Origin of the sequence: Actinomadura sp. WAC 06369 (assembly GCF_003947565.1) — a bacterium.
Lineage (GTDB): Bacteria > Actinomycetota > Actinomycetes > Streptosporangiales > Streptosporangiaceae > Spirillospora > Spirillospora rifamycini.
Genome location: NZ_QHJN01000001.1, coordinates 209,928 through 234,744, shown reverse-complemented (window position 1 = coordinate 234,744; position 24,817 = coordinate 209,928). Strand labels below are relative to the sequence as shown.

Annotated in this window: 22 protein-coding genes; 15 read left to right on the top strand and 7 right to left on the bottom strand. The window is 73.4% G+C overall.

The features are described from left to right. Positions 1 to 128: 128 nt before the first annotated feature. From DMH08_RS01045 to DMH08_RS01005, 9 genes are read left to right on the top strand one after another with little or no spacing between them, the layout of a single operon-like run. Entirely contained in the window at positions 129 to 1,301 is a 1,173-nt protein-coding gene (locus tag DMH08_RS01045; RefSeq protein ID WP_233617334.1) for an acyl-CoA dehydrogenase family protein, read from the top strand. After that, positions 1,298 to 2,101: an SDR family oxidoreductase gene (locus DMH08_RS01040; RefSeq protein ID WP_125610970.1), complete on the top strand. Its 804-nt coding sequence runs from the start codon at positions 1,298 to 1,300 to the stop codon at positions 2,099 to 2,101. The genes DMH08_RS01045 and DMH08_RS01040 overlap by 4 nt, the downstream gene beginning before the upstream one ends. Before the next feature lie 33 nt (positions 2,102 to 2,134). Beyond that, the gene (locus tag DMH08_RS01035; protein ID WP_125610968.1) at positions 2,135 to 3,286 is read left to right on the top strand and encodes an acetyl-CoA C-acetyltransferase; all 1,152 of its coding nucleotides are present in this window, start codon (positions 2,135 to 2,137) and stop codon (positions 3,284 to 3,286) included. A 36-nt stretch (positions 3,287 to 3,322) separates the two neighbouring features. Then, entirely contained in the window at positions 3,323 to 4,675 is a 1,353-nt protein-coding gene (locus tag DMH08_RS01030) for an LLM class flavin-dependent oxidoreductase (protein ID WP_125610966.1), read from the top strand. After that, entirely contained in the window at positions 4,672 to 5,862 is a 1,191-nt protein-coding gene (locus tag DMH08_RS01025) for a flavin reductase (protein ID WP_125610964.1), read from the top strand. Before DMH08_RS01030 ends, DMH08_RS01025 begins: the two co-directional genes overlap by 4 nt. A 23-nt stretch (positions 5,863 to 5,885) precedes the next feature. Next, positions 5,886 to 6,623 carry an SDR family NAD(P)-dependent oxidoreductase gene (locus tag DMH08_RS01020; protein WP_125610962.1) on the top strand — a complete coding sequence of 246 codons (738 nt, stop codon included), beginning with the start codon at positions 5,886 to 5,888 and terminating at the stop codon, positions 6,621 to 6,623. Further along, positions 6,620 to 7,492 (top strand): aldo/keto reductase, encoded by an 873-nt coding sequence (locus DMH08_RS01015; RefSeq protein ID WP_125610960.1) that lies wholly within the window; start codon positions 6,620 to 6,622, stop codon positions 7,490 to 7,492. The genes DMH08_RS01020 and DMH08_RS01015 overlap by 4 nt, the downstream gene beginning before the upstream one ends. Before the next feature lie 10 nt (positions 7,493 to 7,502). Next, a complete protein-coding gene (locus DMH08_RS01010) occupies positions 7,503 to 9,032 on the top strand; it encodes an FAD-dependent oxidoreductase (RefSeq protein ID WP_125610958.1) in 1,530 nt (509 codons plus the stop codon). 32 nt (positions 9,033 to 9,064) lie between these two features. Next, positions 9,065 to 10,519 carry an FAD-dependent oxidoreductase gene (locus DMH08_RS01005; protein ID WP_125610956.1) on the top strand — a complete coding sequence of 485 codons (1,455 nt, stop codon included), beginning with the start codon at positions 9,065 to 9,067 and terminating at the stop codon, positions 10,517 to 10,519. A gap of 113 nt (positions 10,520 to 10,632) precedes the next feature. Here the strand turns inward: DMH08_RS01005 and DMH08_RS42720 are convergent, their stop codons facing one another. The 7 genes from DMH08_RS42720 to DMH08_RS00970 form a co-directional block, all read right to left on the bottom strand. Next, entirely contained in the window at positions 10,633 to 10,923 is a 291-nt protein-coding gene (locus tag DMH08_RS42720) for a hypothetical protein (protein ID WP_442778620.1), read from the bottom strand. 15 nt (positions 10,924 to 10,938) lie between these two features. Then, positions 10,939 to 12,123 carry an acyl-CoA dehydrogenase family protein gene (locus DMH08_RS00995; protein ID WP_125610954.1) on the bottom strand — a complete coding sequence of 395 codons (1,185 nt, stop codon included), beginning with the start codon at positions 12,121 to 12,123 and terminating at the stop codon, positions 10,939 to 10,941. An 80-nt stretch (positions 12,124 to 12,203) separates the two neighbouring features. Next, positions 12,204 to 12,329: a hypothetical protein gene (locus DMH08_RS42270; protein ID WP_267898517.1), complete on the bottom strand. Its 126-nt coding sequence runs from the start codon at positions 12,327 to 12,329 to the stop codon at positions 12,204 to 12,206. Between the two features lie 96 nt (positions 12,330 to 12,425). Next, entirely contained in the window at positions 12,426 to 13,184 is a 759-nt protein-coding gene (locus DMH08_RS00985) for an SDR family NAD(P)-dependent oxidoreductase (protein WP_125610952.1), read from the bottom strand. Positions 13,185 to 13,263: 79 nt separating this feature from the next. Beyond that, positions 13,264 to 14,190: an SDR family NAD(P)-dependent oxidoreductase gene (locus DMH08_RS00980; RefSeq protein WP_125610950.1), complete on the bottom strand. Its 927-nt coding sequence runs from the start codon at positions 14,188 to 14,190 to the stop codon at positions 13,264 to 13,266. After that, positions 14,187 to 14,987, bottom strand: a complete 801-nt coding sequence (locus DMH08_RS00975) for an alpha/beta hydrolase (RefSeq protein ID WP_199747545.1) — start codon at positions 14,985 to 14,987, stop codon at positions 14,187 to 14,189. The genes DMH08_RS00980 and DMH08_RS00975 overlap by 4 nt, the downstream gene beginning before the upstream one ends. A 169-nt stretch (positions 14,988 to 15,156) precedes the next feature. Continuing rightward, complete coding sequence (locus DMH08_RS00970) at positions 15,157 to 17,112, bottom strand: flavin-containing monooxygenase (RefSeq protein WP_125610948.1); 1,956 nt, start codon at positions 17,110 to 17,112, stop codon at positions 15,157 to 15,159. A 159-nt stretch (positions 17,113 to 17,271) separates the two neighbouring features. Between DMH08_RS00970 and DMH08_RS00965 the strand changes: the two genes are divergently transcribed. The 6 genes from DMH08_RS00965 to DMH08_RS00940 all read left to right on the top strand — a co-directional run bounded on the left by DMH08_RS00965 (position 17,272) and on the right by DMH08_RS00940 (position 24,815). Beyond that, the gene (locus DMH08_RS00965) at positions 17,272 to 18,420 is read left to right on the top strand and encodes an acyl-CoA dehydrogenase family protein (protein ID WP_125610946.1); all 1,149 of its coding nucleotides are present in this window, start codon (positions 17,272 to 17,274) and stop codon (positions 18,418 to 18,420) included. Further along, positions 18,417 to 19,508 (top strand): acyl-CoA dehydrogenase family protein, encoded by a 1,092-nt coding sequence (locus DMH08_RS00960; RefSeq protein ID WP_125610944.1) that lies wholly within the window; start codon positions 18,417 to 18,419, stop codon positions 19,506 to 19,508. Before DMH08_RS00965 ends, DMH08_RS00960 begins: the two co-directional genes overlap by 4 nt. After that, positions 19,495 to 20,754, top strand: a complete 1,260-nt coding sequence (locus DMH08_RS00955) for a CaiB/BaiF CoA transferase family protein (protein WP_125610942.1) — start codon at positions 19,495 to 19,497, stop codon at positions 20,752 to 20,754. The genes DMH08_RS00960 and DMH08_RS00955 overlap by 14 nt, the downstream gene beginning before the upstream one ends. A 247-nt stretch (positions 20,755 to 21,001) precedes the next feature. Then, positions 21,002 to 22,621 (top strand): ABC transporter substrate-binding protein, encoded by a 1,620-nt coding sequence (locus DMH08_RS00950; protein ID WP_158642229.1) that lies wholly within the window; start codon positions 21,002 to 21,004, stop codon positions 22,619 to 22,621. Beyond that, the gene (locus tag DMH08_RS00945; protein ID WP_125610938.1) at positions 22,606 to 23,808 is read left to right on the top strand and encodes an ABC transporter permease; all 1,203 of its coding nucleotides are present in this window, start codon (positions 22,606 to 22,608) and stop codon (positions 23,806 to 23,808) included. Before DMH08_RS00950 ends, DMH08_RS00945 begins: the two co-directional genes overlap by 16 nt. Beyond that, positions 23,805 to 24,815, top strand: coding sequence for an ABC transporter permease (locus tag DMH08_RS00940; RefSeq protein WP_199747544.1), 1,011 nt, complete (start codon positions 23,805 to 23,807; stop codon positions 24,813 to 24,815). The genes DMH08_RS00945 and DMH08_RS00940 overlap by 4 nt, the downstream gene beginning before the upstream one ends. Positions 24,816 to 24,817: the final 2 nt, after the last annotated feature.

Sequence of the window (24,817 nt, the reverse complement as noted above, 5' to 3'; positions counted from 1 at the left end):
GTGAGTGGCACGCGCCCTTGCGATCGCGACCCTAACAAATGTTTGATTTCTCTTGCTATGGTGCAGCCCGCGGCGGACGGCCGCAACCCCGGCACAACGATGAGGACGGCGGAGGGGCGAATGTGGATCTGACGTACTCGGCGGAGGACGAGGCGTTCCGGCGCGACGTCCGGGACTGGCTCGAGACCCACCTGCGCGGCGACTTCGCCGGACTGCGCGGGCTCGGCGGGCCCGGCCGGGAGGACGAGGCGTTCGGCGAACGGCTCGCATGGGACCGCCACCTCGGCGCGCACGGCTGGACCTGCCTCGGCTGGCCCGTCGAGCACGGCGGGCGCGGGCTGAGCCTGGCGCGCCAGGTCATCTTCCACGAGGAGTACGCGCGGGCCGGCGCCCCCGCCCGGGTCAACCACCTCGGCGAGGAACTGCTCGGCCCGACGCTGATCGCCTTCGGGACCGCGGAGCAGCGGCACCGGTTCCTGCCGGCGATCACCGCCGTCCGCGAGCTGTGGTGCCAGGGGTACTCCGAGCCCGGCGCCGGCTCCGACCTGGCCGCCGTGTCGACCCGGGCGCGGCTGGACGGGGACGAGTGGGTCGTCGACGGCCAGAAGGTGTGGACGTCGCAGGCGCACCACGCGGACTGGTGCTTCGTCGTGGCCCGCACCGTCCCGGGCTCGCGCCGCCACGACGGGCTGTCGTACCTGCTCGTCCCGATGCGCCACGACGGCGTGGACGTCCGACCCATCCACCAGCTCACCGGGACGTCGGAGTTCAACGAGGTGTACTTCGACGGCGCCCGCACCGAGGCGTCCCTCGTGGTGGGCGCCCCGGGCGACGGCTGGAAGGTCGCGATGGCGACGCTCGGCTTCGAGCGCGGCATCTCCACCGTGGGGCAGCAGGTCGGGTTCGCGCGCGAACTCGACGCCGTCGTCGACCTCGCGCGCCGCAACGGCGCCTTCGACGACCCGGTGATCCGGGACCGCCTCGCGCACGCCCGCACGGGCCTGGAGGCCCTGCGCCTGCACGCCCTGCGCACCCTCTCCGGCGACGGCTCGACCGGCGCGATGCAGGCGTCGGTGACCAAGCTGCTCTGGGCGAACTGGCACCGCGACCTCGGCGAGCTCGCCATGCGGGTCGCCGGGGCGACGTCCCTGGTCGTGGAGCGGGAGCCGTACGGGCTCGACGACCTGCAGCGCCTGTTCCTGCACAGCCGCGCCGACACCATCTACGGCGGCTCGGACGAGATCCAGCGCAACATCCTCGCCGAGCGCGTGCTCGGCCTGCCCAGGGAGGCCCGACCGTGACCACCGCCAGGACCGAGCAGCCCGCGCCGGACTACGTCCCGGGCCACGCCCTCCTGGAGGGCCGGACCGTCGTGGTCACCGCCGCCGCCGGCGCGGGCATCGGCTCGGCCGTCGTGCGCCGCTGCCTGGAGGAGGGCGCCCGCGCCGTCGTCCTCGGAGACACCCACGAGCGGCGGCTCGACGAGGCGCGGGCGTCGCTGGCCGCGGAGTTCGGCGCGGACCGGGTGGCCGCCGTGCCGTGCGACGTGACCGACGAGTCGCGGGTGGCGTCGCTGCTGGACGCGGCCGACCCGTTCGGCGGCGTCGACGTGATGATCAACAACGCGGGGCTCGGCGGCACCGTCTCCCTCCTCGACATGACCGACGAGCAGTGGTGCAAGGTCCTCGACGTCTCCCTGACCGGGACGTTCCGGTGCGTCCGCGCGGCCGGCCGCCGCATGGTCGCGGCCGGACGGCGCGGCGTCATCGTCAACAACGCCTCGGTCGTCGGCTGGCGCGCGCAGGAGGGGCAGGCGCACTACGCCGCCGCGAAGGCGGGCGTGATGGCGCTGACCAGGTCCGCGGCGATGGACCTCGCCCCGCACGGGATACGGGTGAACGCCGTGTCGCCGAGCCTGGCGATGCACCCCTTCCTCGCCAAGGTCACCACGCCCGAGTTCCTCGCGGAGCTGAAGGGCCGGGAGGCGTTCGGCCGGGCCGCCGAACCCTGGGAGATCGCGAACGTGATGGTCTTCCTCGCCTCCGACTACGCGACCTACCTCACCGGCGAGGTCGTCTCGGCCAGCAGCCAGCACCCCTGATCCGCCGCACCCCGACACCCGAGGAGGGTTCACATGGCCGAGGCCTACATCATCGAGGCGGTCCGGACGCCGGTCGGCCGCCGGGGCGGCGGGCTGTCCGGCGTCCACTCCGCCGACCTGGGCGCCCACGTCCTCTCCGTGCTCATGGACCGCAGCGGCGTCGACCCCGGACGGGTGGACGACGTCATCTTCGGCTGCACCGAGACCATCGGCTCGCAGGCCGGCGACATCGCCCGGACCGCCTGGCTGGTCGCCGGCCTCCCCGACCACGTGCCGGGGGTGACGATCGACCGGCAGTGCGGCTCCAGCCAGCAGGCGGTGCACTTCGCCGCGCAGGGCGTGATGTCCGGCACCGCCGACCTCGTCGTCGCGGGCGGCGTGCAGAACATGTCGGCGATCCCGATCTCCGCCGCGATGACGGTGGGGGAGCAGTACGGCTTCACCACCCCGTTCGCCGAGTCGCCGGGCTGGCTCGCCCGCTACGGGGACCAGGAGGTCTCCCAGTTCCGGGCCGCCGAGATGATCGCCGAGGAGTGGGACGTCTCGCGCGCGGACATGGAGGAGTTCGCGCTTCGCAGCCACCACCGCGCCATCGCCGCGGCCGACGAAGGGCGGTTCGCCGCGGAGATCGCGCCGCTGGGCGGCGTCTCCACCGACGAGGGGCCGCGCCGCGACACCGACCTGGCGAAGATGGCCGGCCTGCGGACGCTGCGCGAGGGCGGCCGCATCACCGCGGCCGTCGCCAGCCAGATCAGCGACGCCGCGTCCGCCGTGCTGGTCGCCTCCGAGCGGGCCGTCCGGGAGTTCGGCCTGCGGCCCCGGGCGCGCGTCCACCACATCTCGGTGCGCGGCGACGACCCCGTCCGGATGCTGACCGGCCCCATCCCCGCCACCCGGCACGCCCTCGAGAAGACCGGCATGGCGATCGACGACTTCGACCTGATCGAGATCAACGAGGCGTTCGCGTCGGTCGTCCTCGCCTGGGTTAAGGAGACCGGCGCCGATATGGACCGCGTCAACGTCAACGGCGGCGCCATCGCGCTCGGTCACCCCATCGGCGCCACCGGGACCCGCCTGCTGACGACCCTGCTGCACGAGCTCGAACGCCGCGGCGGACGCTACGGCCTCCAGACCATGTGCGAGGGCGGCGGCCAGGCCAACGTCACCATCATCGAGCGGCTCTGACTTGCCCGGACACCACCCACCGACAAGGGAGCAATCATGAACGACACCGGCCGCCGGATGCATCTCGCGGTCTTCGCCCGGGGACTGGGCGCGGCGCACTCGGTGTGGCGGTCCCCGCGCACGGAACCCGAGAAGGTCCACACCCTGGAGCACTGGACGCGCGTCGCCCAGGTCGCCGAGCAGGGCAAGCTCGACGCGGTGTTCGTCGCCGAGGCCCTGAACCTCAGCACCTCGATCGGGACCGACGCCACCGAGTGGCCGGACGCCGTGAGCCTCGTGGCCGCGCTGTCGGCGGTGACGTCCCGCATCGGACTCGTCGCCACCAGCTCGACCACCTACAGCCACCCCTTCACCGTGGCCCGCCAGTTCGCGACCATCGACCACCTCAGCGGCGGCCGCGTCGGCTGGAACATCGTGACCACCGCGATCGCCGCGGCGGCGGGCAACTACGGCTCCGCCGACCTGCCCGAGCACGAGTCCCGCTACGAGCGCGCCGACGAGTTCGTGGACATCGTCACCCGGCTGTGGGACGGCTGGCGGGACGACGCGATCGTCCTGGACCGGGACGCGGGCGTGTACGCCGACCTCGACCGGATCCGGCGGCTCGACCACGAGGGCGCCCACTTCACCGTCCGCGGGCCCCTGACGATGCCGAGGTCCCCGCAGGGCCGTCCGGCCCTGGTGCAGGCCGGATCCTCGCCGACCGGCATGAACCTGGCCGCCCGCTACGCGGACATGGTGTTCACCACGCAGTTCGACATCGGGGACTCCAAGGCGTTCGTCGACCGGATGCGGGAGCTGGTGGCCGCCAACGGCCGCGACCCGCGCGCGGTCGCCGTCATGCCGGGCCTGACCCCGATCATCGGCAGGACCGTGCGGGAGGCCCGGGACCTGGCCCGGGAACTCGGCGGCTTCGTGCACACCGACGCGACGCTCGCCTTCATGCAGCAGATGTTCGGCGGGATCGACTTCACCGCCTACGACCTCGACGAGCCGTTCCCCGACGTCGCCGGCCTGCTGCCCGCGCACGCCGGCGTGTCGCGGCCCCGCCTGTTCATGGACATGGCGAAGGAGGAGGGCCTGACCCTGCGCCAGGTCGCGCAGCGCATCGGGCTCAGCACCGGCCACCGCTCCATCGTCGGGACGCCCGACCAGGTCGCCGACGAGATGGCCGCCTGGTTCACCGCGGGCGCCGCCGACGGCTTCAACCTCCTGCCCGCCGACCTGCCCCGCGGACTCGAGGACTTCGTCGAGGAGGTCGTCCCGCGCCTCCAGGACCGCGGCCTGTTCCGCGAGGACTACACGGGGACCACCCTCCGCGAGCACCTCGGCGCGCCCGCGCCCGAGCCCGCACCCGGGGGCGCCCCCACCCTGAAGGAGGCCCGGTGAGCGCCCCGGCCGCGCCGTTCGACAAGCGGCGGTTCCGCGACGTCCTCGGCCACTACCCGACGGGCGTGGTCGTGATCACCGGCGTCGCCGACACGGGGGAGCCGGTCGGGATGGTCGTCGGCTCGTTCTCCTCCGTGTCCCTCGACCCGCCGCTCGTCTCCTTCCTGCCGAGCAGGACGTCGAGCACGTGGGCGCGGCTGCGCACCGCCTCCTCGTTCTGCGTCAACGTGCTCGCCGCCGACCAGGAGCACGTGTGCCGGCAGTTCGCCGCCAAGAGCGGCGACAAGTTCGCCGACGTGCCGTGGCGGCCCGCCCCGTCCGGCGCGCCGCTGCTCGAGGAGGCCGTCGCCTGGATCGACTGCGGCTTCGACGCCGTCCACGAGGCCGGCGACCACCTGATGGTCCTCGGCCGGGTCCGCGATCTCGGGGTGCTGGAGCCGAGGTCCCCGCTGCTGTTCTTCCAGGGCGGCTACGGCGGGTTCTCGCCCGGCGCGCTCGTCGCCCCCTACGAGAGCGACCTGCTCGGCCACATCCGGGTGGCCGACATCGCCCGCGAGCACATGGAGGCCGTGTCGTCCGACCTCGGGCTCGAGTGCTACGCGCAGTGCATCGTGGCGGACGAACTCGTCGTCGTCGCCGGTTCCGCCGGAACCGGGCAGAGCACCGTGCACGGTCACATCGGCCGCCGGATGCCGTTCGCGCCGCCCTACGGCGCGCTGTTCGTCGCCGGACGCGACGACGCCGCGGTCGACGCCTGGCTCGCCCGCCGCAACCTTCCGCTCACGGAGCAGGCCCGGGACCACTACCGGCGGGCGCTGCGCCGGGCGGCGACCCGCGGCTGGTCCATCGCCCTGCGCGCCCCCGAGCACGACGAGGTCTGGGACGAGATCGACGCCTTCTCCACCGTGCGGCGCACGCCCGAGCTGGAACGCCGGGTCGGCGCGCTGCTGGAGCGGCTGAAGGAGCACTACGAGCCCGCCGACCTCGACCCCGGCCGCCGCCACGACGTCCGCCTGCTGGGCGCCCCCGTCTACGGCCGGGACGGGGACGTCGTGCAGGTGCTCGCCCTGTTCCGGATGCCGCCGCGGGCGAGCGTCGAGCGGATCGCCGGCTGGCGGGACCGGCTGGTCCGTGCGGCCGACGCGGTCACCGCCGCGATCGGCGGCCGCCCGCCGAGGGACCGCTGACACACCGAAGAGGAGTTGAGCCCATGCCCGGAGAACAGGCCCCTCGAGAACACGCGGTCGTCACCGGCGGCAGCAGCGGCATCGGCCTGGCGGTCGTGCGGCGGCTGATGAAGCGCGGGCTGGCCGTGACCGTCTTGGACATGCAGGAGCCCCCGGACGACGTGCCGCGGGCGTTCCGGGTCGACGTGACCGACGAGGCGAAGGTGCGGGACGCGCTGGACGCCTCGGCCCGGGAGGCGGGGACCCCGACCCGCCTCGTGACCTGCCACGGCATCCGCGGCGAGTTCAAGCCCGCCCTGGAACTGGACCTGGACGCCTACCGGCGGGTGCTCGACGTCCACCTCGTCGGGACGCTCGTCACCGCGCGGTCGCTCGTCGCGGGAATGCTGGAGGCCGGTCTCCGCGGCGGGTCCGTCGTGACCATCTCCTCCACGACCGCGTACGGCGGGTGGCGCGACCAGGCCGACTACGGCGTCGCCAAGGCCGCGATCGAGCAGCTCACGCAGAACCTCGCGATCGAGTGGGCGCCGCACGGGATCCGCGTCAACGCGGTCGCGCCGGGGCACACCCTGACGCCCATGGTGCAGGAGATGGTCGACCAGGGATACGACCTGTCGGCCACCGAGGCGCGGATGCCCCTCGGCCGGCTGTGCTCCCCGGACGAGATGGCGGCGGCGATCGAGTTCATGCTGCTCGACGCCACCTTCTCGACGGGCGTCCGGATGCCGGTGGACGGCGGCTGGACCGTGGTCGGCAAATGACGGACGTTCCCCTCCGGCGGCTCGGGGACCTGCGGGTGTCCGCGATCGGCCTGGGCGCGATGACCCTGACCCAGGTTCCGGGCCACAACGAGGAACGCGGCATCCGGACGGTGCACGCCGCCCTGGACGCGGGCGTCACCCTGCTCGACACGGCCGACGTGTATGGCCCGGCGGGCGGGGACTACGGCGTCAACGAACTGGCGGTCGCCAAGGCGCTCCGGCTGTATCCCGGTTCCACCGGCCACGTCGTGGTCGCGACCAAGGGCGGCCACGTCCGCTACTTCGACACCGACACCTGGTGGATCGACGGCCGTCCCGCATGGCTGCGCCGCGCGTGCGAGGCGTCGCTGCGCCGGCTCGGCCTCGACTCCCTCCCGCTCTACGTGCACCACCGCCCGGACCCGCGGGTCCCGTACGAGGAGAGCATGGGCGGGCTCAAGGAGCTCCACGAGAAGGGGCTCGTGCGGCGCGTGGGCGTCTCGAACGCGAGCGTCGAGCAGGTCCGGACCGCCCACGACGTGCTCGGCGGCGCCCTCGTCGCGGTCGAGAACGAATACTCGCCGCGCGCGAGGGCCGCCGAACCCGTGATCGACCTGTGCGAGGAACTCGGCCTGGCGTTCCTGTCCTGGGGGCCGCTGGGCGGGATGCGCGGTGCCAAGGACCTCGGGTCGCGGTTCTCCGCCTTCGACTCCGTCGCGAAGGACCGCGGCGTCAGCCCGCAGCGGATCGCGCTCGCGTGGCAGCTCCACCGGTCCCCCTCGATCATCCCCATCCCCGGGGCGAGCAGGCCCGAGTCCGTCCTCGACTCGCTGGCCGCCGCCGACCTCGTCCTCACGTCCGACGAACTCGGACGGCTGAACCGGAAGTGAGAGCGAACCAGTGACCACAGAGAACACCGACGTGATCGTCGTCGGCTCCGGCGGCGCCGCCCTCGCGGCCGCCTACACCGCCGCCGCGAACGGGCTGCGCACCATCGTCCTGGAGAAGACGGCGCACTTCGGCGGCACCAGCGCCTACTCGGGCTCGGGCATCTGGCTCCCGGGCAACCAGGCGCAGCACCGCGCGGGAGTGCCCGACAGCGTCGAACTGGGGACGGAGTACTTCACCGCGGTCGTCGGGGACCGCACCCCGGCCGAACTGCAGCGGGCGTACCTGTCCACCGGCCCCGAGCTGGTCGAGTTCCTCGAACGCGACCCCGCCCTCCAGTTCCGGTACCAGCCGTTCCCCGACTACTTCGAGGCTCCCGGGCGCATCGAGAACGGCCGGGACATCTTCCCCGTGCCGCTTCCCGCCGCCGAACTCGGCGACCGTCTCACCCAACTCCGCCCGACCATCGCGCTCGACCAGCACGGCATCGAGCAGGACCGCGCGACCCTCACCGGCGGCCAGGCGCTCATCGGCCGGTTCCTGCTCGCGCTGGACAAGACCGGCAACGCCGACCTCCGCACCGGCACGCGGATGCGGTCGCTGATCCTCGACGAAGGACGGGTCACCGGTGTCGTCGCCGAAGGACCGGACGGGACCGTCCGGCTGCGGGCCGCTCGCGGCGTCGTGCTCGCGGCGGGCGGGTTCGAGCGCGACGACGAGCTGCGCGCTCGGCACCACGGCCTGCCCGGCGGTGGCTGGACGTCCGCCGCCGCGGGCACGAACACCGGCGACGCGCTCGCCGCGCTCCGGGCCGCCGGCGCGTCCGTCGACCTGATGGACGAGGCGTGGTGGTGCCCGGCGATCCCCTTCCCGAACGGGCGCGCCGAGTTCACCCTCGGGCTGCGCGGCGGGATCTTCGTGAACTCGGCGGGGGAGCGGTTCGCCAACGAGTCCCTGCCCTACGACCGGATGGGCCACGAGATCCGCCGCGGCCACGCCACCGGCGTCTCCCACCTGCCGGTCTGGTTCGTGTTCGACGACAGGTTCGACAACGTGCCCGCGCTGTGCGAGCCGCGCCCGGACCCGGCCGCGTTCCGCGAGGCCGGCCTGTGGCGCACCGCCGACACCATCGAGGGCCTGGCCGACCTGATCGGCGTCCCCGCGCCGGCCCTGGCGGGCACGGTCGACCGGTTCAACGGCTTCGCCGCCGCCGGCGAGGACGCCGACTTCCGGCGCGGCGAGGACCCGTTCGACCGCTTCTTCGCCGCCGGCGACGGCCCGAACCCGTGCCTGGTCCCCCTCGACCGCGGGCCGTTCCACGCCGTCCAGATCGTCCTCGGCGACCTCGGGACGAAGGGCGGCGCCCGCATCGACGCCGACGCCCGGGTGCTGGACGACTCCGGCGACCCGATCCCGGGCCTGTACGCGGCGGGCAACTCCGCCGCGTCCGTCGCCGGTCACGTCTACCCGGGGCCGGGCGTCCCGCTCGGCTCGGGGATGGTCTTCGGCTACCGAGCCGCCCGCCACCTCCTGGCCGGCTGACCGTGCCGGTCCCGATCTCGGGAGAGAACCCGATGCAGATCACGAGGACGACCCCGGTGCCGATGTCGGACGTTCGCGGCTGGTCGGCCGAGACGGACGTGCTGATCGTCGGCCACGGCTGCGCCGGGGCGAGCGCCGCGATCGAGGCGGCCCGTGCCGGGGCCGAGGTACTGGTCGTGGAGGCCGCGGGCGGCTGGGGCGGGGCCACGGCCATGTCCGGTGGGGAGATCTATCTGGGCGGGGGCACGCCCGTACAGATCGCCTGCGGTGTGCACGACACCCCGGAGGCGATGTACGACTTCCTTCAGATGGCCACCGGTCCGGGCCCCGACGAGGAAAAACTCGCTGCGTACTGCGAGGGGAGTCTGGAGCACTTCGACTGGCTCGTCGGGTGCGGTGTGCCGTTCGGGGCCGGGCTGTGGACGGAACCGAGCTGGGAGGCTCCCACCGGCTACGGGCTGATGTACACCGGCGGTGAGAACGCCCACCCGTTCGCCGACCGGGTGCCCGCCGCACCGCGCGGGCACATCGTCCACATGGAGGACAAGAGACCGGGCGAGCGGTCGGCCGGCTGGATGCTGATGAAGCATCTGGCGGCCACCGCGGAGCGGTCCGGGGCCTCGGTCCGGTACGGCGTCCGGACCGAGCGGCTCGTGGTCGACGGCGACCGCGTCGTCGGAGCCGAGACGGTGACGTTCGGCGAACGCGCCTTCCTGCGGGCACGGCGCGGCGTCGTCCTCGCGGCCGGCGGCTTCGGAGCGGATCAGCGGATGCTCGCCCAGCACTCGCCGCGGCTGTCGCGCAACCGGCTGGTCGGCACCGACCACGACGACGGGGGCGCGATCCGCATGGGACAGGCCGCCGGCGCGGCGGTCCGGCACATGGATGCGGGCCAGGTCGCCTTCCCCGCCGATCCCGCGCTTCTCTTCCGTTCCGTGCTCCTGGACGCGCACGGGCGCCGGTTCATCAACGAGGACACCTATCCGGGACGCGTCGGGCAGGCCGCGCTCTTCCGACAGGACCGCCAGGTGTTCCTCCTCTACGATGAGGCGATCAACGAGGAGGTGGAGCGGACCGCCGGTCGTCCCGTCGAGCCGACCTGGGTCTCCGACGACCTCGCCGAACTCGAGGACCTGGCGGGCATCGCGTCGGGCGTGCTCTCGGACACCGTCGAGATGTACAACGCGCACGCCGGGAAGGGCGAGGACCCGCTGTTCCACAAGTCGGCGCGATGGCTCAGGCCGCTCGCCCCGCCCTACGGGATGCTGGACCTCCGGAACACGCCCTTCGGGATCTTCACGCTGGGCGGGCTGCACACCTCCGTGCGGGGCGAGGTCCTCGGCGTCGACGGCGACCCGATACCCGGGCTGTTCGCCGCCGGTCGGACGACCGCGGGCATCCCCTCCTGGGGCTACTGCAGTGGTACCTCACTGGGCGACGGCACCTTCTTCGGCCGCCGCGCAGGCAGGAACGCGGCGGCGGTCTGACGTACGGCCGCCGCCGGAAGCGAGGGAGGTGCCGCGTCGCGGCCACCTCCCTCGCGTGCGCGCCCCCGGCGGCGGCATGCTCGTCGACGAGGCCCACTGCACCGCCGAGGAGATCACCGCCGACAGCCGCCGGCCTCGGTGTGCGACAGCACGGAGACTTCGACGCCGGCCTTCTCGACGGCATCCCGGACGGCGGCGAGCGCGAACTGGTCGCGCACCTCCCAGCCGACGTCCAGGACCCGGTCGGCGTCGCCCGGCAGGACGGCGAGGCGGTACCGGCGCTCGTCCATGCGCAGGTACAGGCCGTCGGAGACCGGGCCGGACTCCTCGGCCTCCTCGGATGTATGTAACTGTGCCTCCTGTGGCCAACGGACACGCCGGAGTCGCCGGCGGACTCTCCCGATCAGTGGAAACGCGGGTCAGATCATCGAGCGCATCGGGCCCTGCGGGGGCTCGATGTCGAGGTCGGTCAGGGCGGACACGTGGTAGACCGCGCCGGGGACGTGGATGGCGTGCGCGAGGCCGACGTGGGCGTCCCGCCAGAACCGCTGGATCGGGTTGTCGACGCGCATGGCGTTGCCGCCCGAGCGCACCACCAGCTCGGTCACCGCGTGCACGGCCCGCCAGGCCGACCGGACCTGGAGGCGGCGCCCGGCCGCCCGCTCGCCGAACGAGACCTCCTCGCCCGCGGCGGCCTTGTCGTACATGCGGGAGGCGAAGTCGAGGAGACGGGTGCGGGACGCGGCGATCTCCTCGGCCGCCTCGCTCATCGCGTACAGGACGTACGGGTCGTCCTTGACCTTGGTGCCGACGATCTGCACCCGGTCGCGCTGGTACGCCATGTGGTGCGCGAGGACGCCCTCGGCCATGCCGATCACGGCGGAGGTGATGCCGAGGGGGAACGCGCAGGAGAACGGCACCAGATAGGTGGGGTTGGTCAGTCCCGCCTCGCGCGGCGCCGACCCGTCGATGACCTTGCCGAACTCCATGACACGGTAGTCGGGGACGAACGCGTCGCGGACGATGATGTCCTTGCTGCCGGTGCCCTTCAGCCCGGCGACCTCCCAGGAGCCCTCGACGATCTCGTAGTCGGAGCGCGGCAGGATCAGGTGCAGGCCCACGAACGGCTCGACCGGCTTGCCGTCCTTGTCGCCCAGCATGCCGCCGAGGAAGATCCAGTCGCAGTGGTCGGTGCCGGAGGAGAACTGCCAGCGGCCGTTGAAGACGTAGCCGCCGTCCACCGGACGGGCCACGCCCATCGGCGCGTACGGGGACGCGATCCAGGTGTCGGGGTCGTCGCCCCAGATCTCCTGCTGCACCCGCGGGTCGGCCATCGCCATCTCCCACGGGTGCAGGCCGACGATCCCCGCGACCCAGCCGGTGGACCCGTCCAGCGCGGCGATGCCCATGACCGCCTCGGCGAACTCGCGCGGGTGCGTTTCCAGGCCGCCGTGCGTCTCGGGCTGGAGCATCCGGATCACGCCGGAGTCGCGCAGCACCTTGGCGGCCTTGTCGTCCAGCTTGCCGAGCCGCTCGTTGACCGGGCCCAGCTCGCGGATCTCCTCCGCCCGTTCCATGATCGTGTCGAGCACGCGGTTGGTCATCGCCTGTTTCTCCATTGCTGTCTCGAGCCGGCCGGGAGCCGGTCCGGGCCGGCGGCGCCGGGGGGTGGGAAGGGAGCCCGTCACGCCGGCCCGGAGCCGTGCGACAGCAGCGGCGGGGGGCTGTCTCCGGCCTCGTCGTACCGCGGCACGCCCTCGTCGGTGGCGAGCTCGCGCGCCGTGGACGCCCAGGTCAGCTCCGTGGTCATGGCCCTCGGTCCGCTCGTGGTGGCTTATCGAGGAACGTAATCGCGGCCGTCCCGGGGGCGCCTCGCGGTCTCCCAGCCAGTGGGAGGCTTGTGGGGTCAGGACGTGGTCGTGCCGCCGTTGAGGCCGATGGTCTGGCCCGTCATCCAGGACGCCTCCTCGGAAGCCAGGTAGGCGACGAGGTGTCCGGCGTCCTCGGGGGTGCCGAGGCGCCCCACCGGGATCGGGTCGGCGAGCTTCTTGACCAGCTCGGGGTCCTTGACGTTGCGGAGCACCAGGCCCAGCGCCACGGTGTTGGCGGTGACGCCGGACCGGGCGTTCTCCTTGGCGATGTGCCGCATGAACCCGATCGCGCCCGCCTTGGCCGCCGCGTAGGTGGACACGCCGATGTCCAGCCCGACCGTCCCGGCACCGGACGAGATGGTGATGATGCGGCCCCAGCCGTTCTCGACCATCGGGTCGAGGGCGGCCTTGCAGCAGTTGAGGACGCCGTACAGGTTGACGTCGATGATCTGCGACCAGTAGCCGACCGGCATCTCGCGGAACTGGTGCATCTCCATCGTCCGGTCCGGGCCGCCCGTCCCGGCGTTGTTGACCAGGATGTCGACGGGCCGGCCGCGGTCGGCGACCGCGGCGAACCCGGCGGTGACGGCGTCGAGGTCGGTGACGTCGAAGGGCAGCGGGAACGCGGCGCCGCCGGCCGCGGTGATCTCCTCGGCGACCTGCCGCGCCCGGTCGGGGTGGTAGTCGTTCACCGCGACCGTCGCGCCCTGGCCCGCCAGGGCGCGGGCGATCCCGGCGCCGACGTTCTGCCCGGCGCCGGTGACCAGCGCGACCTTGCCGTCCAGCTTGAACATGGATGCGTCTCCTGCCTGTCGAAATGCCGAAGTCCTACGGATGCGGGGGCGGCGCGGCCCGGGCCCGCGCCGGTTCGGGTCAGTGCCACTGCTCCGCGCCGGGGGCGGCCGACGCCTCGATCTCGGCGAGCAGCGCGTGCGGGTTGCGCGGCGGCGACCGGTGCGCCAGCTGGTCGGCGCGGGCCCGCATGGAGGCGATGCCCGCCTCGTCGTCGGAGAAGACCCAGAAGTCGCCCGCCGCGAGGGCGTCGGTCATGTGCGCTGCGGCCTCCACCGGGTCGAGCCCGGCGGCGACGTTCGCGGCCTGCATCGCCTCGAAGAGCCGGGCGGCGACCGGGTCGCCGGTCGGCGCGGACGCCTGCGCGCTCGTGAAGATCCGGCTCCTGACCGAGTACGGCAGGATCGCGGAGACCTGGATCGGCGCGCCGGTCAAGGCCACCTCCTGGTGCAGGCATTCGGTGAGCGCCAGCACCGCGTGCTTGCTGACGATGTACGGTGCCTGCAGCGGAGCCGACGACACCCCGCCGACCGACGACATGTTGGCGATGACCGCGGGCCGTCCCGCCTCGATCATCCGGGGCAGGAACGCCCGGACCGCGTGGAAGATCCCGTCGACGTTGACCGCCATCACCTGCCGCCACCGGGCGACCGGGACCTCCCACAGCGGCCCGGCGGTCTCGAGCCCGGCGTTGTTGACGAGCAGCTCCACCGAGCCGAACCGCGCGAACGTCTGCTCGGCCAGCATCGACACGGCCTCGGGGTCGGTGACATCGGCCTCGGCGGCGATCGTCCGTCCCGGGGCGGAACCGAGTGCGCCGGCGAGCCGCCGGGCCCCGTCCGCGTCGAGGTCGGCGATGACGACGTTCATGCCGATCGCGGCGAGGTGGCGGACGAAGCCCTCGCCGATTCCGGAGGCGCCGCCGGTGACCACGGCGGTCCCTCCGGTGAACCGCTCCCGCGCGGTGCGGCGCGTCCTGTCCGGTGGTCCTGCGGTCGGCCCTGTCATGACGGCTCCTGGAACTTGGCGCGGGCGAGCGCGCCGATCTCGGTGAAGGCGGTCCGGGCCCGGCGCAGGTGCGCGGCCTGCGACAGGAACCCGTGGCACACGCCGGGGTAGCGCAGCAGCGCGGTCGGGACGCGGGTCTCCCGCAGCCGGCGGCCGTAGTCCTCGGCGGCGTCGCGGAGCGGGTCGGCCTCGGCCGTGACGACGATCGCGTCGGGCAGGCCCGCCAGGTCGCGGGCCAGCGCGGGCACGCCGTACGGGGTGTCGGCGGACTCGTCCGGCCCGAGGTACTGGTTCTTCATCCAGACGACGTCGGCGCGCGTCAGGATCGGTCCGTCGGCGAACTCCGCCATGGACGGGCGGTCGGAGGCGCGTTCCAGGCCGGGATAGAAGAGCAGCTGCGCGCGGATCGGGGGGCCGCCCTCGTCGCGGGCGCGCAGGGCGGCGCCCGCCGCCAGCGACCCGCCCGCGCTGTCCCCGGCGACGGCGATGCGCGCCGGGTCGACGCCCAGTTCGCCGGCGGCGGCGTGGGCCCAGCCGACCGCGGCGAACGCCTCGTCGCTCGCGACCGGGTAGCGGTGCTCGGGGGCCAGCCGGTATTCGACGCTGAGCACCGCCGCGTCACAGGAGGCGGCCAGGCGGCGGGCGAGGGCGTCGAAGGAGTCGAGGGTGCCCATGATCATGCCGCCGCCGTGGAAGTAGACGATCGCCGGGCCGCCCCGCTCCGGCCTCGGCCGGTACAACCGGACCGGGACCGTGCCGTGCGGCCCCTCGAACGCCAGGTCGGCGACCTCCGCCATCCCGGGTGCGGGCGGCCGGGGGCCGCCTCCATCCGCGCCCGCACCGCCTCGATGCCGATCTCTCCGTACGGTTTCGCTCCCGCCGCCTTCGCGGCGTCGACGAGCGCCTGCGCGTCCGGGTCGAGAACCACCATGCCGGGTCTCCTTTCCATGTCGGCGCGGTCGGACGTCAGCGCAGCTCGAAGCAGGACGGGTCGGGGGTGCGGCACATGTGCCAGTAATCGACCATCCGCCAGGGCTGGGGCAGGAGCACCCGGCCCGAGGCGTTGCGGTAGTAGGTGTGGGCCCGGTCGGAGTTCCGCCAGATCGATCCCTCCATCTGGGCGTCGACCCGCGCCACGAACCCGTCCAGCGCCTCCGGCGTCACCTCGATGGAGCGGGCGCCGCGCTTGACGAGCAGCTGCAGGCACTCGGTGATGTAGTGGACGACGACCTCGGTCATGAAGTTGTGGCCGCCGCCGTGCCCGTTGCTGGAGTTGGGGCCCGAGGTGACGAACAGGTTCGGGAAGCCCGCGACCGTCCCGCCGAGGTACGCGCGCGGGTCGTTGCCCGCCCACGCGTCGGCCAGCCGGACGCCGTCCCGCCCGACGATCTCGATCGTGGACAGGAAATCGAGGGTGAAGCCGGTCGCGTAGATGATGACGTCGAGTTCGACGAAGGCGCCGTCCTCGGTGCGGACGCCCCGCGGGGTCACCTCGGCGAGCCCGCCGGTGACGACGTCGGCGCGGTCGCCGGCGAGCGCGGTGAAGTAGCCGCCCGGGTCGCGGATGATGCGCTTGCCGTGCGGGGGGAAGTCCGGGGTCATCTTCTGCAGCAGGTCCGGGTCGTGGCCGAAGGACGCCTCGAGGTGCCCCAGGCACATCCGCAGGTACCGGTCGTTGGCCTCGGAAATCGACAGCGGGTGCGCCGCCATCCACTCCGGGTCGGCCCGCACGGTCGGATAGTTGTTGTCCGTGACGAACCAGTAGGTTTTGGCGCGCTGCCAGCGCTCGTAGAACGGGACGTGCCGTTTGAGCCACCGCTCGCGTTCGGGGACGATCCCCTCGCCGAGGTTGTTGGGCATGACCCAGTGGGGCTGCCGCTGGAACAGCGTCAGATGCTCGACCTCGTCGATGATCGCGTCGACGACCTGCACCGACGTGGCGCCGGCGCCGACGACGCCCACGCGCTTGCCGGTGAGGTCGATCGACGGGTCCCAGGCGGCCGAGTGCACGCTCGTCCCGGCGAACGTCTCGCGGCCGGGGACGTCCGGGTACTTCGGGCGGTTGAGGAACCCGGCGGCCGTGATGACGGCGTTGGCGCGCGAGGTGACCTTCCGCCCGCCGCTGTCCGCGGTGATGACCCACACCTGGTCGTCGTCGTCCCACACCAGTGACTCGATCGCGGTGTTGAAGCGGATGTTGGGCCGGACGCCGTACTTGTCCACGACGCGCCGCAGGTACTCCTGGTACTCGGTGCCGACGGGGTAGTACCGGGACCAGCCCGCCTCCGGTTCGAACGAGAACGAGTAGTAGATGCTCGGGGTGTCCACGGCGACGCCCGGGTAGGTGTTGACGCGCCACGTCCCGCCGATGTCGTCGGCGCTCTCGAAGATTTCGTAGGCGAACCCCGCGTCGCCCACCGCGATGGCGGCGCCGATCCCGCTCATGCCCGCGCCCAGGATCGCCACGGTGAAGCCGGCGGGCGGCGGCGTGCGCCGCTCGATCACGGGCGTGCTCGGCACGAACCCGGCCTGCTCCTTGATGACGCCGACGAACTCGTCGGCGACGTCCTCTCCGGTGGCCAGGCCGATCATCCGGCGGAACAGCGCGTCGTCCGGTACCTGGAGGTACTCCGGCTGCGCGGTCGCGGAGAGCGCCTCGACGAGCAGCTTCTTCAGTTCCGCGAACGCCTGCTCGGGGAGGCGTCCGGCGGGCAGCAGGCGGAGGTCGCCCTTGTGGGCGGGCTGCTCGACGCCGATGAGAGGCCCGAAGCGGTCCAGCGGCGAGACGTCGCCGGTGATCTGCACCAGGCTCATCAGCAGCAGGGCGGGGTCCCCGGCGTCCAGGTTCTCTTCGAGTTCGGCGGGGTCGAGGCGGCGGGGCGGGACGTGCAGGTCGAGGAGGCGGTGGGGCTTCGGTGTCATCGACGGCTCCTGCCGGAGGATCCGGGCCGGTGAGAGGGCGGGAGGAGAGGGAGGTGATCGGGGTCACCCATTGAACGGCCCCGCCCGAGGGCTTGTCAACAATCCTGTTTTTCAAGATAGGATCCAATTCCATCGTCGAACGTGAGGAAGAGCGGTCACGTGACACTGAGGATCACGGCGGTCGACGAGCCGCCCGGGGCGCTGCACGCGCTGAGACGCGAGGTCGCGGAGTTCCTGGACCGGGAGATCGCCGAGGGCGGTTTCGAGCCGGAGGCCGACGCCTGGATGTCCGGCGTCGATCCGGCCTTCAGCAGGCGGCTGGCCGGTCGCGGCTGGGTGGGGATGACCGTCCCCGCCCGGTACGGAGGGCACGGCCGTTCCGCACTGGAACGGTACGTGGTCACCGAGGAGCTGCTGGTGGCGGGCGCCCCCGTGGCCGCCCACTGGATCGCCGACCGCCAGATGGCGCCCGGCATCCTGCGCAACGGCACCGAGGAGCAGAAGCGGCGCTACCTGCCCGGGATCGCGCGCGCCGAGCAGTTTATGGCGATCGGCATGTCCGAGCCGGACTCCGGTTCCGACCTCGCCTCCGTCCGCACCCGCGCCGTCGAGGCCGACGGCGGCTGGCGGCTCACCGGCACCAAGGTCTGGACGAGCGGCGCGCACATCGCCACCGCGATCGTCGTGCTCGCCCGCACCGACGACGGCGGCGGCGACCGGCACGCCGGCCTGTCGCAGTTCATCGTGGACCTGCCGTGCCCCGGCGTCACCGTCTCGCCGATCATCACCATCGACGGGGCGCACCACTTCAACGAGGTGGTGTTCGACGACGCCCTCGTGCCGCCGGCCGCGCTCCTCGGCCGCCGCGGCGACGGCTGGCGGCAGGTCACCGCCGAGCTGGGCAACGAGCGGTCCGGCCCGGAACGCGTCCTCAGCACGATGCCGCTGCTGCGGGCGTGGGCGCGCTCCGGCGCGTGGCGGGACGACCCCGTCGCGCGGGCCGACCTCGGACGGCTGGTGTCCCGGCTGACCGCGCTGCGGCGGCTCTCCCTCGGGGTGGCCGGGCGCCTGGCGGCGGGGGAGGACCCCGCCCTCGAAGCCGCCCTGGTCAAAGATCTGGGCACCGCCTTCGAGGGCGAAGTCGTGGACGTCGTCCGGCGGCACGCCGCCCAGGACGCCGGCGCGCCGCCCGACGGGTTCGCGGCGATGCTCGCCAAGGCCGCCCTGCACGTGCCGGCCTTCACGCTCCGCGGCGGCACCAACGAGATCCTGCGGACCATCGTGGCGAAGGGAATGGCCGGGCGATGAGCGATCACCTGACGGACCTCGCCGAGGCCGTCCGCGGAGTCCTGTCCGCCCGGCGGGCCGTCGACGCCGCCGCCCCGCCGGGCGTCGACACCGCCCTGTGGGACGGGCTCCAGAGCCTCGGGTTCGTCTCCCTCGCCGTCCCCGAGGAGCTGGGCGGGGGCGGCGGCACGCTCCGCGACGCGGCCGTGCTCGTCCGGGAGGCCGCCGCGGCGGGCGCCGCCGTTCCGGTCGCGGAGGCCGCGTTCATCGCGGCGCCGCTGCTGGCGGCCGCCGGGGCGCCGCTCCCGGACGGCCCGTTCACCGCGGCCCTCGGCGACCTGCGGGCGGAGCCCGGGCCCGGAGGCGGTCGGCGGGTCGACGGCGCCCTGCCGCGCGTGCCCTGGCTGCGGTCCGTCGAGCACGTCGTCACCCTCGTCCGGACGCCGGACGGGCCGGCGGTCGCGATCGTGCCGGCCTCGGCCGCCGGGCTGCGCCCGGCCGACCGCCCGGACCCGGCGGGCGGGCACGACCCCGGCGCCGTGCTGGAGGCGGTCGAGCCCGCAGGGGTGCATTCGCTCCCGGCGGGGGAGTGGGACCGCGAAGCCGAACTGCTCGGCGCGGCGGCCCGTTCGGTGCAGATGGCGGGCGCGGCCCGCGCGGCGCTCGACGCGACCCTGCGGCATGCGGGGGAGCGGGAGCAGTTCGGCCGCCCCCTGGCGCGGTTCCAGGTCGTGCAGCATCGCCTCGCGGCCATGGCCGCCGACGTCGTGACCATGGAGGTCGCGGCGGACGCGGCGGTCTTCTCGCTGTCGCGCCGGAATCCGGACCGCGAGCTCGCGGTGGCGACGGCCAAGGCGGAGACGTCCGCGCTCGCCCGGTCGGTGGCCGCCGCCGCGCACCAGCTGCACGGCGCGATCGGCTTCACGATGGAGCACCGGCTGGGCGCGTTCACCCGCCGCCTGTGGTCCTGGCGGGACGAGTACGGCAACGAGCTGTACTGGCACCGCCGGATCGCCGACCTCGTGGACGGCAACGGCGGCGACGTGTGGGGGCTGGTGTCCGGCGCGGGCCGGCCGCCCGCGGAAACGAGGGCCCGTGTCGACGTCTGAGCCGGTGGCCGAGACGCCCGAGACGCCCGGGGAGTTCGCGGCTTGGGCCGTCCCGGAGCGACCGGCCGGCATCCTGCACGGGCTGCGCGTCCTCGACCTCAGCCGGGTGCTCGCCGGGCCGTACTGCGCCCAGATGCTGTCCGACCACGGCGCGAGCGTCATCAAGGTCGAGGGACCGGCCGGCGACGAGACCCGCGGATGGGGGCCGCCCTTCCACCCGGACGGGACGAGCGCCTACTTCCACGGGCTCAACCGCAACAAGCGCAACATCGGGCTGGACCTGTCGACCGGGGCCGGGCGGGCGGTCCTCGCCCGCCTCATCGCCGAGGCCGACGTCGTCGTGGAGAACTTCAAGGCCGGCACGATGGCGCGCTGGGGTCTCGGGTACGAGGAGACGCTCGCCGCGCGGCACCCCGGGCTCGTTTACTGCCGGATCAGCGGGTTCGGCGCCGACGGGCCCATGGGCGGGCTGCCGGGCTACGACGCCGTCCTGCAGGCGTACGGGGGGCTGATGAGCGTCAACGGGTACCCGGACCGCGAGCCGCTGCGGGTCGGCGTGCCCATCGTCGACCACGTGGCCGCCAATCTGGCCTTCAGCGGGATCCTGCTCGCGCTGCACGCCCGCCGCGACGACGGCCGCGGCCAGCTCGTCGACATCGCGCTGCTCGACGCCGTCGTCTCCGTCCTGCATCCGCACGGTGCGAGCTGGGCCGCGGACGGGCGGGCGCCCCGGCGGACCGGCGGAGCGCACCCGATCGTCGCGCCGTACCAGGTGTTCCGCACCCGCTCGGGCGACTTCTTCATCAGCGCCGCCAACGACCGGCAGTTCAGGGCGCTGATGACCGTGCTCGGACGCCCGGAGGTCGCCGACGACCCCCGGTTCGCCGACAACGCGGCGCGCATCACCCGCCTGGACGAGCTGGTGCCGCTGCTGGAGGACCTGATCGGGGCCCGCGACGGCGGCGAACTGGCCCGGGAGCTCATCGCGGCGGGCGTCCCCGCCGGACCGGTCAACGACGTCGGCGAGGCGCTGCGGACGGCCCAGGTGCTGCACCGCGGACTGTTCGTCGACACGGACGACTACCGCGGCGTGGGCGTGCCCATCTCGTTCGGGCGCTCCCCGACGCGGAAACCCACCGCTCCCGTGGCCCGCGGTACGGACACCGAAGCGATCCTCAGCGGGCTCGGCTACGACCCGTCCGACATCGTCCGGCTGGGTGCGGAGGGCGCCATCGACGGCCGCTGACGGACGGCCGCGGACGCGGTCCCGCGAGCGCCGCCGGGCACGGACGCCCGGCGGCGCCGCGCCATGCCCGCCGGTCTCGGCATGCGTTCGTCCTGCTCAGAGGCGGATTCTGAATAGGGCAGATATTTCGGACCAACTCTTGTAACCAAGATTGGATCCTGTCACGATGAGACCCGCATCACAGCGGTGTCCACCGTCGACGGCCTTTCACCGGCCCGTCCGGGGACGTGCCGAGGAAGGACCGAACATGAGCGCCGAACCGATGTCCCCCCGGCTGCTGGGGGCGGGGCTGCTGACACTCGCCCTGCTGACCGCCGGCTGCGTGAGCGAGTCCGGGGCCGGGAAGCCCGAGTCCGGCAAGATCGCGGGCGACCTCGTCCGGGGCGGCGACGAGGGCGAGTGCACCCCGGACAAGGCGGGCGGTTCCGTCACCATCGCCGAGCAGAACGAGTACGCCACCCTCGACCCGGCCGGCGGGTCGTTCCTCTTCAACCCCGCCCAGCAGATCTACTCCAGCCTGATGCGCTGGAACCCGGGCGCCGCCGAGCACCGGCCGCTGCTGGCCGAGTCGCTGAGCGCGAACGACGACCACACCGTCTGGACCCTCGGACTCCGGCGGGGCGCGGCCTTCGGCGACGGGACGCCGCTGGACGCCGACGCGGTCATCGCCTCGATCGACCGGCACCGCGCCGACGACTCGCTGTCGACGTGGGCGCAGCGCGCCCGCTCGATCTCCGCGATGAAGGCGGTCGACGACCGCACCGTCGAGTTCACCCTCGACGGCCCCTGGACCGAGTTCCCCTGGCTGCTCGGCACCGGGGTCGGCATGATCACCAACCCGGAGGTCGACGAGAAGGCCCTGGCCGCCGAGCCTCCGGCCGCCGCCGGGGCGGGCGCGTTCGTCTTCGACCACTGGACGCCCGGCAACGAACTGGTGGTCACCAAGAAGTCCGACTGGTGGAACGGGCCCGTCTGCCTCGACTCGGTCCGGGTGATAGCCCAGGTCGACAGCAAGGCCCGCAAGGACGCCTTCGACAAGGGCGAGGCGCAGGTCTTCCTGGGCACCGCGGACCTGGACGTCTCCCAGAAGATCATCGACGAGGGCGCGAACCACGCGAAGTACCCCCTCCGCCTGGGGCTCACCCCCAACTTCGGCGTCGGCGAGGACGCGAAGACGACCGACGGCGCGAACAGGACGATCCGGCGGGCGCTCCAGCTCGCCATCGATCCCGAGCTGATGACCGACCGGGTCACCGGCGGCGTCGCCGAACCGGTGACCACCCTGGTCTCCGGCGACAGCCCGCTCAACGACGGCCTGCAGGGCGTCCCCCACGACCGCGCGGAGGCAAAGCGGCTCGTGGACCAGGTCAAGGCGGACGGCTGGGACGGCCGGCTCGCGGTGATGGCCCTCAACCAGCCCAACAACATCGCCATCGGCAACCAGGCGATCGCCCTGTGGAAGGCCATCGGCATCGAGGCCGAACTGGAGACCGTCGAACTCTCCGAGTTCGTCAAGGCGTCCATGATGGGCGGCGGCGGATTCGACGTCCTGGTGTCCGGCGGCGGCAACCACCCGCTGCCCGAGTGCGTCTCGTGCGACCTGGACCAGTACGCCACCGAGGGGGCCGGCAACCGCGTCGGCTACAGCAACCCCAAGATCGACGACCTGGCCGAGCGGCTGAACGCCGCCGCCCCCGACCAGCGCCCGGCGCTCCTCAAGGAAGTGCAGGCCGTCTGGAACGAGGACATCCCACGCATCCTCTACGGCCAGCAGTACTACATGGTGGCCTGGACGCCCGAGCTGAAGGGCGCGAAGCCCGGACGGCTCCTCACCATCGACCTCTCCCGCGCATGGCTGGCCAAGTGACCGTCGCCGAGACGCGCCCGGCCGGGAAGTCCGCCGTCCCGGCCGGGCGGGGCCGCACCCGGCGCGCGAAGACCGCGCGCTACGTCCTCTCCCGCGTCGTCCGGCTGCTGAGCATCATCGCGGGCGTCACGTTCATCAGCTTCTTCCTCCTCAAGCTGACGCCGGGAGACCCGGTGGCCACCGCCCTCGGGCCGGAGGCCACCCCCGAGCAGGCCGCACGGCTCCGCGCGTCGCTGGGACTCGACCGTCCGGTCTGGGAGCAGTACCTCGACTGGCTGCGCGGCGTCGTGACGGGGGACTTCGGCGACACGCTCGCCCAGCCGTCCCGGCCGGTGAGCGGCGAGCTCGCCGCGCGGCTGCCGGTGACGCTCCAGCTCATCGGCCTGACGGTCGTGCTGAGCCTGGCCGTCGCGATCCCCCTCGCGGTGTGGTCGGCGCACCGGGCCGGCCGGACGTTCGACCGCGCCGTGTCGTCCGTCCTCTACGGCTTCGTCGCGATGCCGGGCTTCGTCGCGGCCCTGCTGCTGGTCATGCTCTTCGTCTTCCACGCCGACGCGGTGCGCACGGCGGGGCTCGCGCTCGCGTGCGCGGCGCTCGTGCTCGGGCTGGTCGCGGCGTTCCGCGCGCGGCGGCGGGAGGCGTCCCCGCTGCCCGCGCTCATCGGCGGCGGCGCGGCCGCCCTGGTCGGGATCGCGGTGCACACGCTGCTGCCGGAGTTCCCGCGGCAGGGCTTCGTGCCCGTGAGCGACGGGCTCGGCGCCAACCTCACCAGCGTGGCGCTGCCGGTCCTCGCGCTGACCTTCGTCGACATCGCCGTCTTCACCCGGCTGCTGCGCGGAGACCTCATCGGCGAGCTGGCCAAGCCGCACGTCCTCGCCAGCCGCGCCAAGGGCATGTCCACCGCCCACGTGCTCGTCCGGGAGTCCCTGCGCCCGTCGATGTTCTCGCTGATCACCGTGGTCGGCCTGACCATCGGCCAGCTCATCGGCGGCACCATCATCGTCGAGCACGTCTTCCGGCTGCCCGGCGTGGGCTCGCTCCTGGTCACCAGCGTCCGCAACGGCGACTACCCCGTCGTCCAGGCCGCCATCTTCGTCATCGCGGCCGTCTATGTGACGGTGAACTCCCTGATCGACATCGCCTACACGTACCTCGACCCCCGCGTGAGGCAGGTGAACCCCGTATGAGCCTCCCCCTGGCCAAGACCGGCGGCGCGCGCGTGCCGGACGCCGTCGGGCGCTGGGCCCTCGTGCTGCTGGGCGCGATCCTCGTCGGGACCGCGCTGTCCACACCGATGGTGCTGCCGGCGGTGCGGCTCCTGCTGGGCGTCCTCGGGCTGGTGTTCGCCTACGCCGGTGCGTCGCGCCTCCTGCGCGCGCGCTTCGGCCCGGGCTTCGACCCCGGGGTGTGGCTCGCCGGAACCTGGCTCGCCGCGATCGTCCTCGCCGCCGCGACGGCCGACCTCCTGCCGCTGCCCGAGTCGCTGGACCCGTCCAAGGCGCTGACCGAGCCGACCTACGCCGCCCCCTCGGCCGCCCACCCGCTCGGCACCGACCAGTACGGGCTGGACGTCCTCGGACAGATCATCTACGGCGCCCGCGTCTCCCTCGTCGTCGGCCTCGGCGGCGTCCTCATCGGCGGGACGATCGGCACCCTCCTCGGGCTCACCGCGAGCTACCTGCGGGGCCGCGTCGACGGCGCCGTCGGCTGGGGCACCGACGTGCTGCTCAGCTTCCCGCCGCTGGTGCTCCTCATGGCGCTGGCCGCGGTCCTCGAACCGCGCACCCGCAACATCTGCCTCGCCCTCGGCATCCTCGTGATCCCGTCGTTCGTCCGCCTGTCCCGGGCCGCCGGGCTCAAGGTCGCCGGGCAGCCGTTCGTCCTGACGGCGCGGGCGATGGGCGCGACCCGCCGCCGGATCCTGTTCCGCGAGATCCTGCCGAACATCCTGCCGTCCGTGCTGTCGTACGCGCTGCTGGTCGTCGCGATCCTCATCGTCGCCGAGGCGTCCCTGTCGTTCCTCGGGCTCAGCGTCCAGCGGCCCGCGCCGACCTGGGGGAACATGATCGCCGAGGCCGAGGCGGAGTTCCAGACGCACCCGTTCCTGCTCGCGCCGGCCGTCCCGCTCTTCCTCACCGTCTACTCCATCAACCGCATCGGCGACTTCCTGCGCGCCGGCAAGGAGGGGGACTAGCC

Bases quoted from the DNA above. Each gene is read 5' to 3' on its own strand.
- DMH08_RS00960 (WP_125610944.1), top strand. From the start codon at position 18,417: ATGAGCGATCACCTGACGGACCTCGCCGAGGCCGTCCGCGGAGTCCTG.
- DMH08_RS01020 (WP_125610962.1), top strand. From the start codon at position 5,886: ATGCCCGGAGAACAGGCCCCTCGAGAACACGCGGTCGTCACCGGCGGC.
- DMH08_RS01015 (WP_125610960.1), top strand. From the start codon at position 6,620: ATGACGGACGTTCCCCTCCGGCGGCTCGGGGACCTGCGGGTGTCCGCG.
- DMH08_RS00975 (WP_199747545.1), bottom strand. From the start codon at position 14,987: ATGGCGGAGGTCGCCGACCTGGCGTTCGAGGGGCCGCACGGCACGGTC.
- DMH08_RS00945 (WP_125610938.1), top strand. From the start codon at position 22,606: ATGGCTGGCCAAGTGACCGTCGCCGAGACGCGCCCGGCCGGGAAGTCC.
- DMH08_RS01030 (WP_125610966.1), top strand. From the start codon at position 3,323: ATGAACGACACCGGCCGCCGGATGCATCTCGCGGTCTTCGCCCGGGGA.
- DMH08_RS00950 (WP_158642229.1), top strand. From the start codon at position 21,002: ATGAGCGCCGAACCGATGTCCCCCCGGCTGCTGGGGGCGGGGCTGCTG.
- DMH08_RS01005 (WP_125610956.1), top strand. From the start codon at position 9,065: ATGCAGATCACGAGGACGACCCCGGTGCCGATGTCGGACGTTCGCGGC.
- DMH08_RS00940 (WP_199747544.1), top strand. From the start codon at position 23,805: ATGAGCCTCCCCCTGGCCAAGACCGGCGGCGCGCGCGTGCCGGACGCC.
- DMH08_RS00995 (WP_125610954.1), bottom strand. From the start codon at position 12,123: ATGACCAACCGCGTGCTCGACACGATCATGGAACGGGCGGAGGAGATC.
- DMH08_RS00970 (WP_125610948.1), bottom strand. From the start codon at position 17,112: ATGACACCGAAGCCCCACCGCCTCCTCGACCTGCACGTCCCGCCCCGC.
- DMH08_RS42270 (WP_267898517.1), bottom strand. From the start codon at position 12,329: ATGACCACGGAGCTGACCTGGGCGTCCACGGCGCGCGAGCTCGCCACC.
- DMH08_RS00985 (WP_125610952.1), bottom strand. From the start codon at position 13,184: ATGTTCAAGCTGGACGGCAAGGTCGCGCTGGTCACCGGCGCCGGGCAG.
- DMH08_RS01035 (WP_125610968.1), top strand. From the start codon at position 2,135: ATGGCCGAGGCCTACATCATCGAGGCGGTCCGGACGCCGGTCGGCCGC.
- DMH08_RS00980 (WP_125610950.1), bottom strand. From the start codon at position 14,190: ATGACAGGGCCGACCGCAGGACCACCGGACAGGACGCGCCGCACCGCG.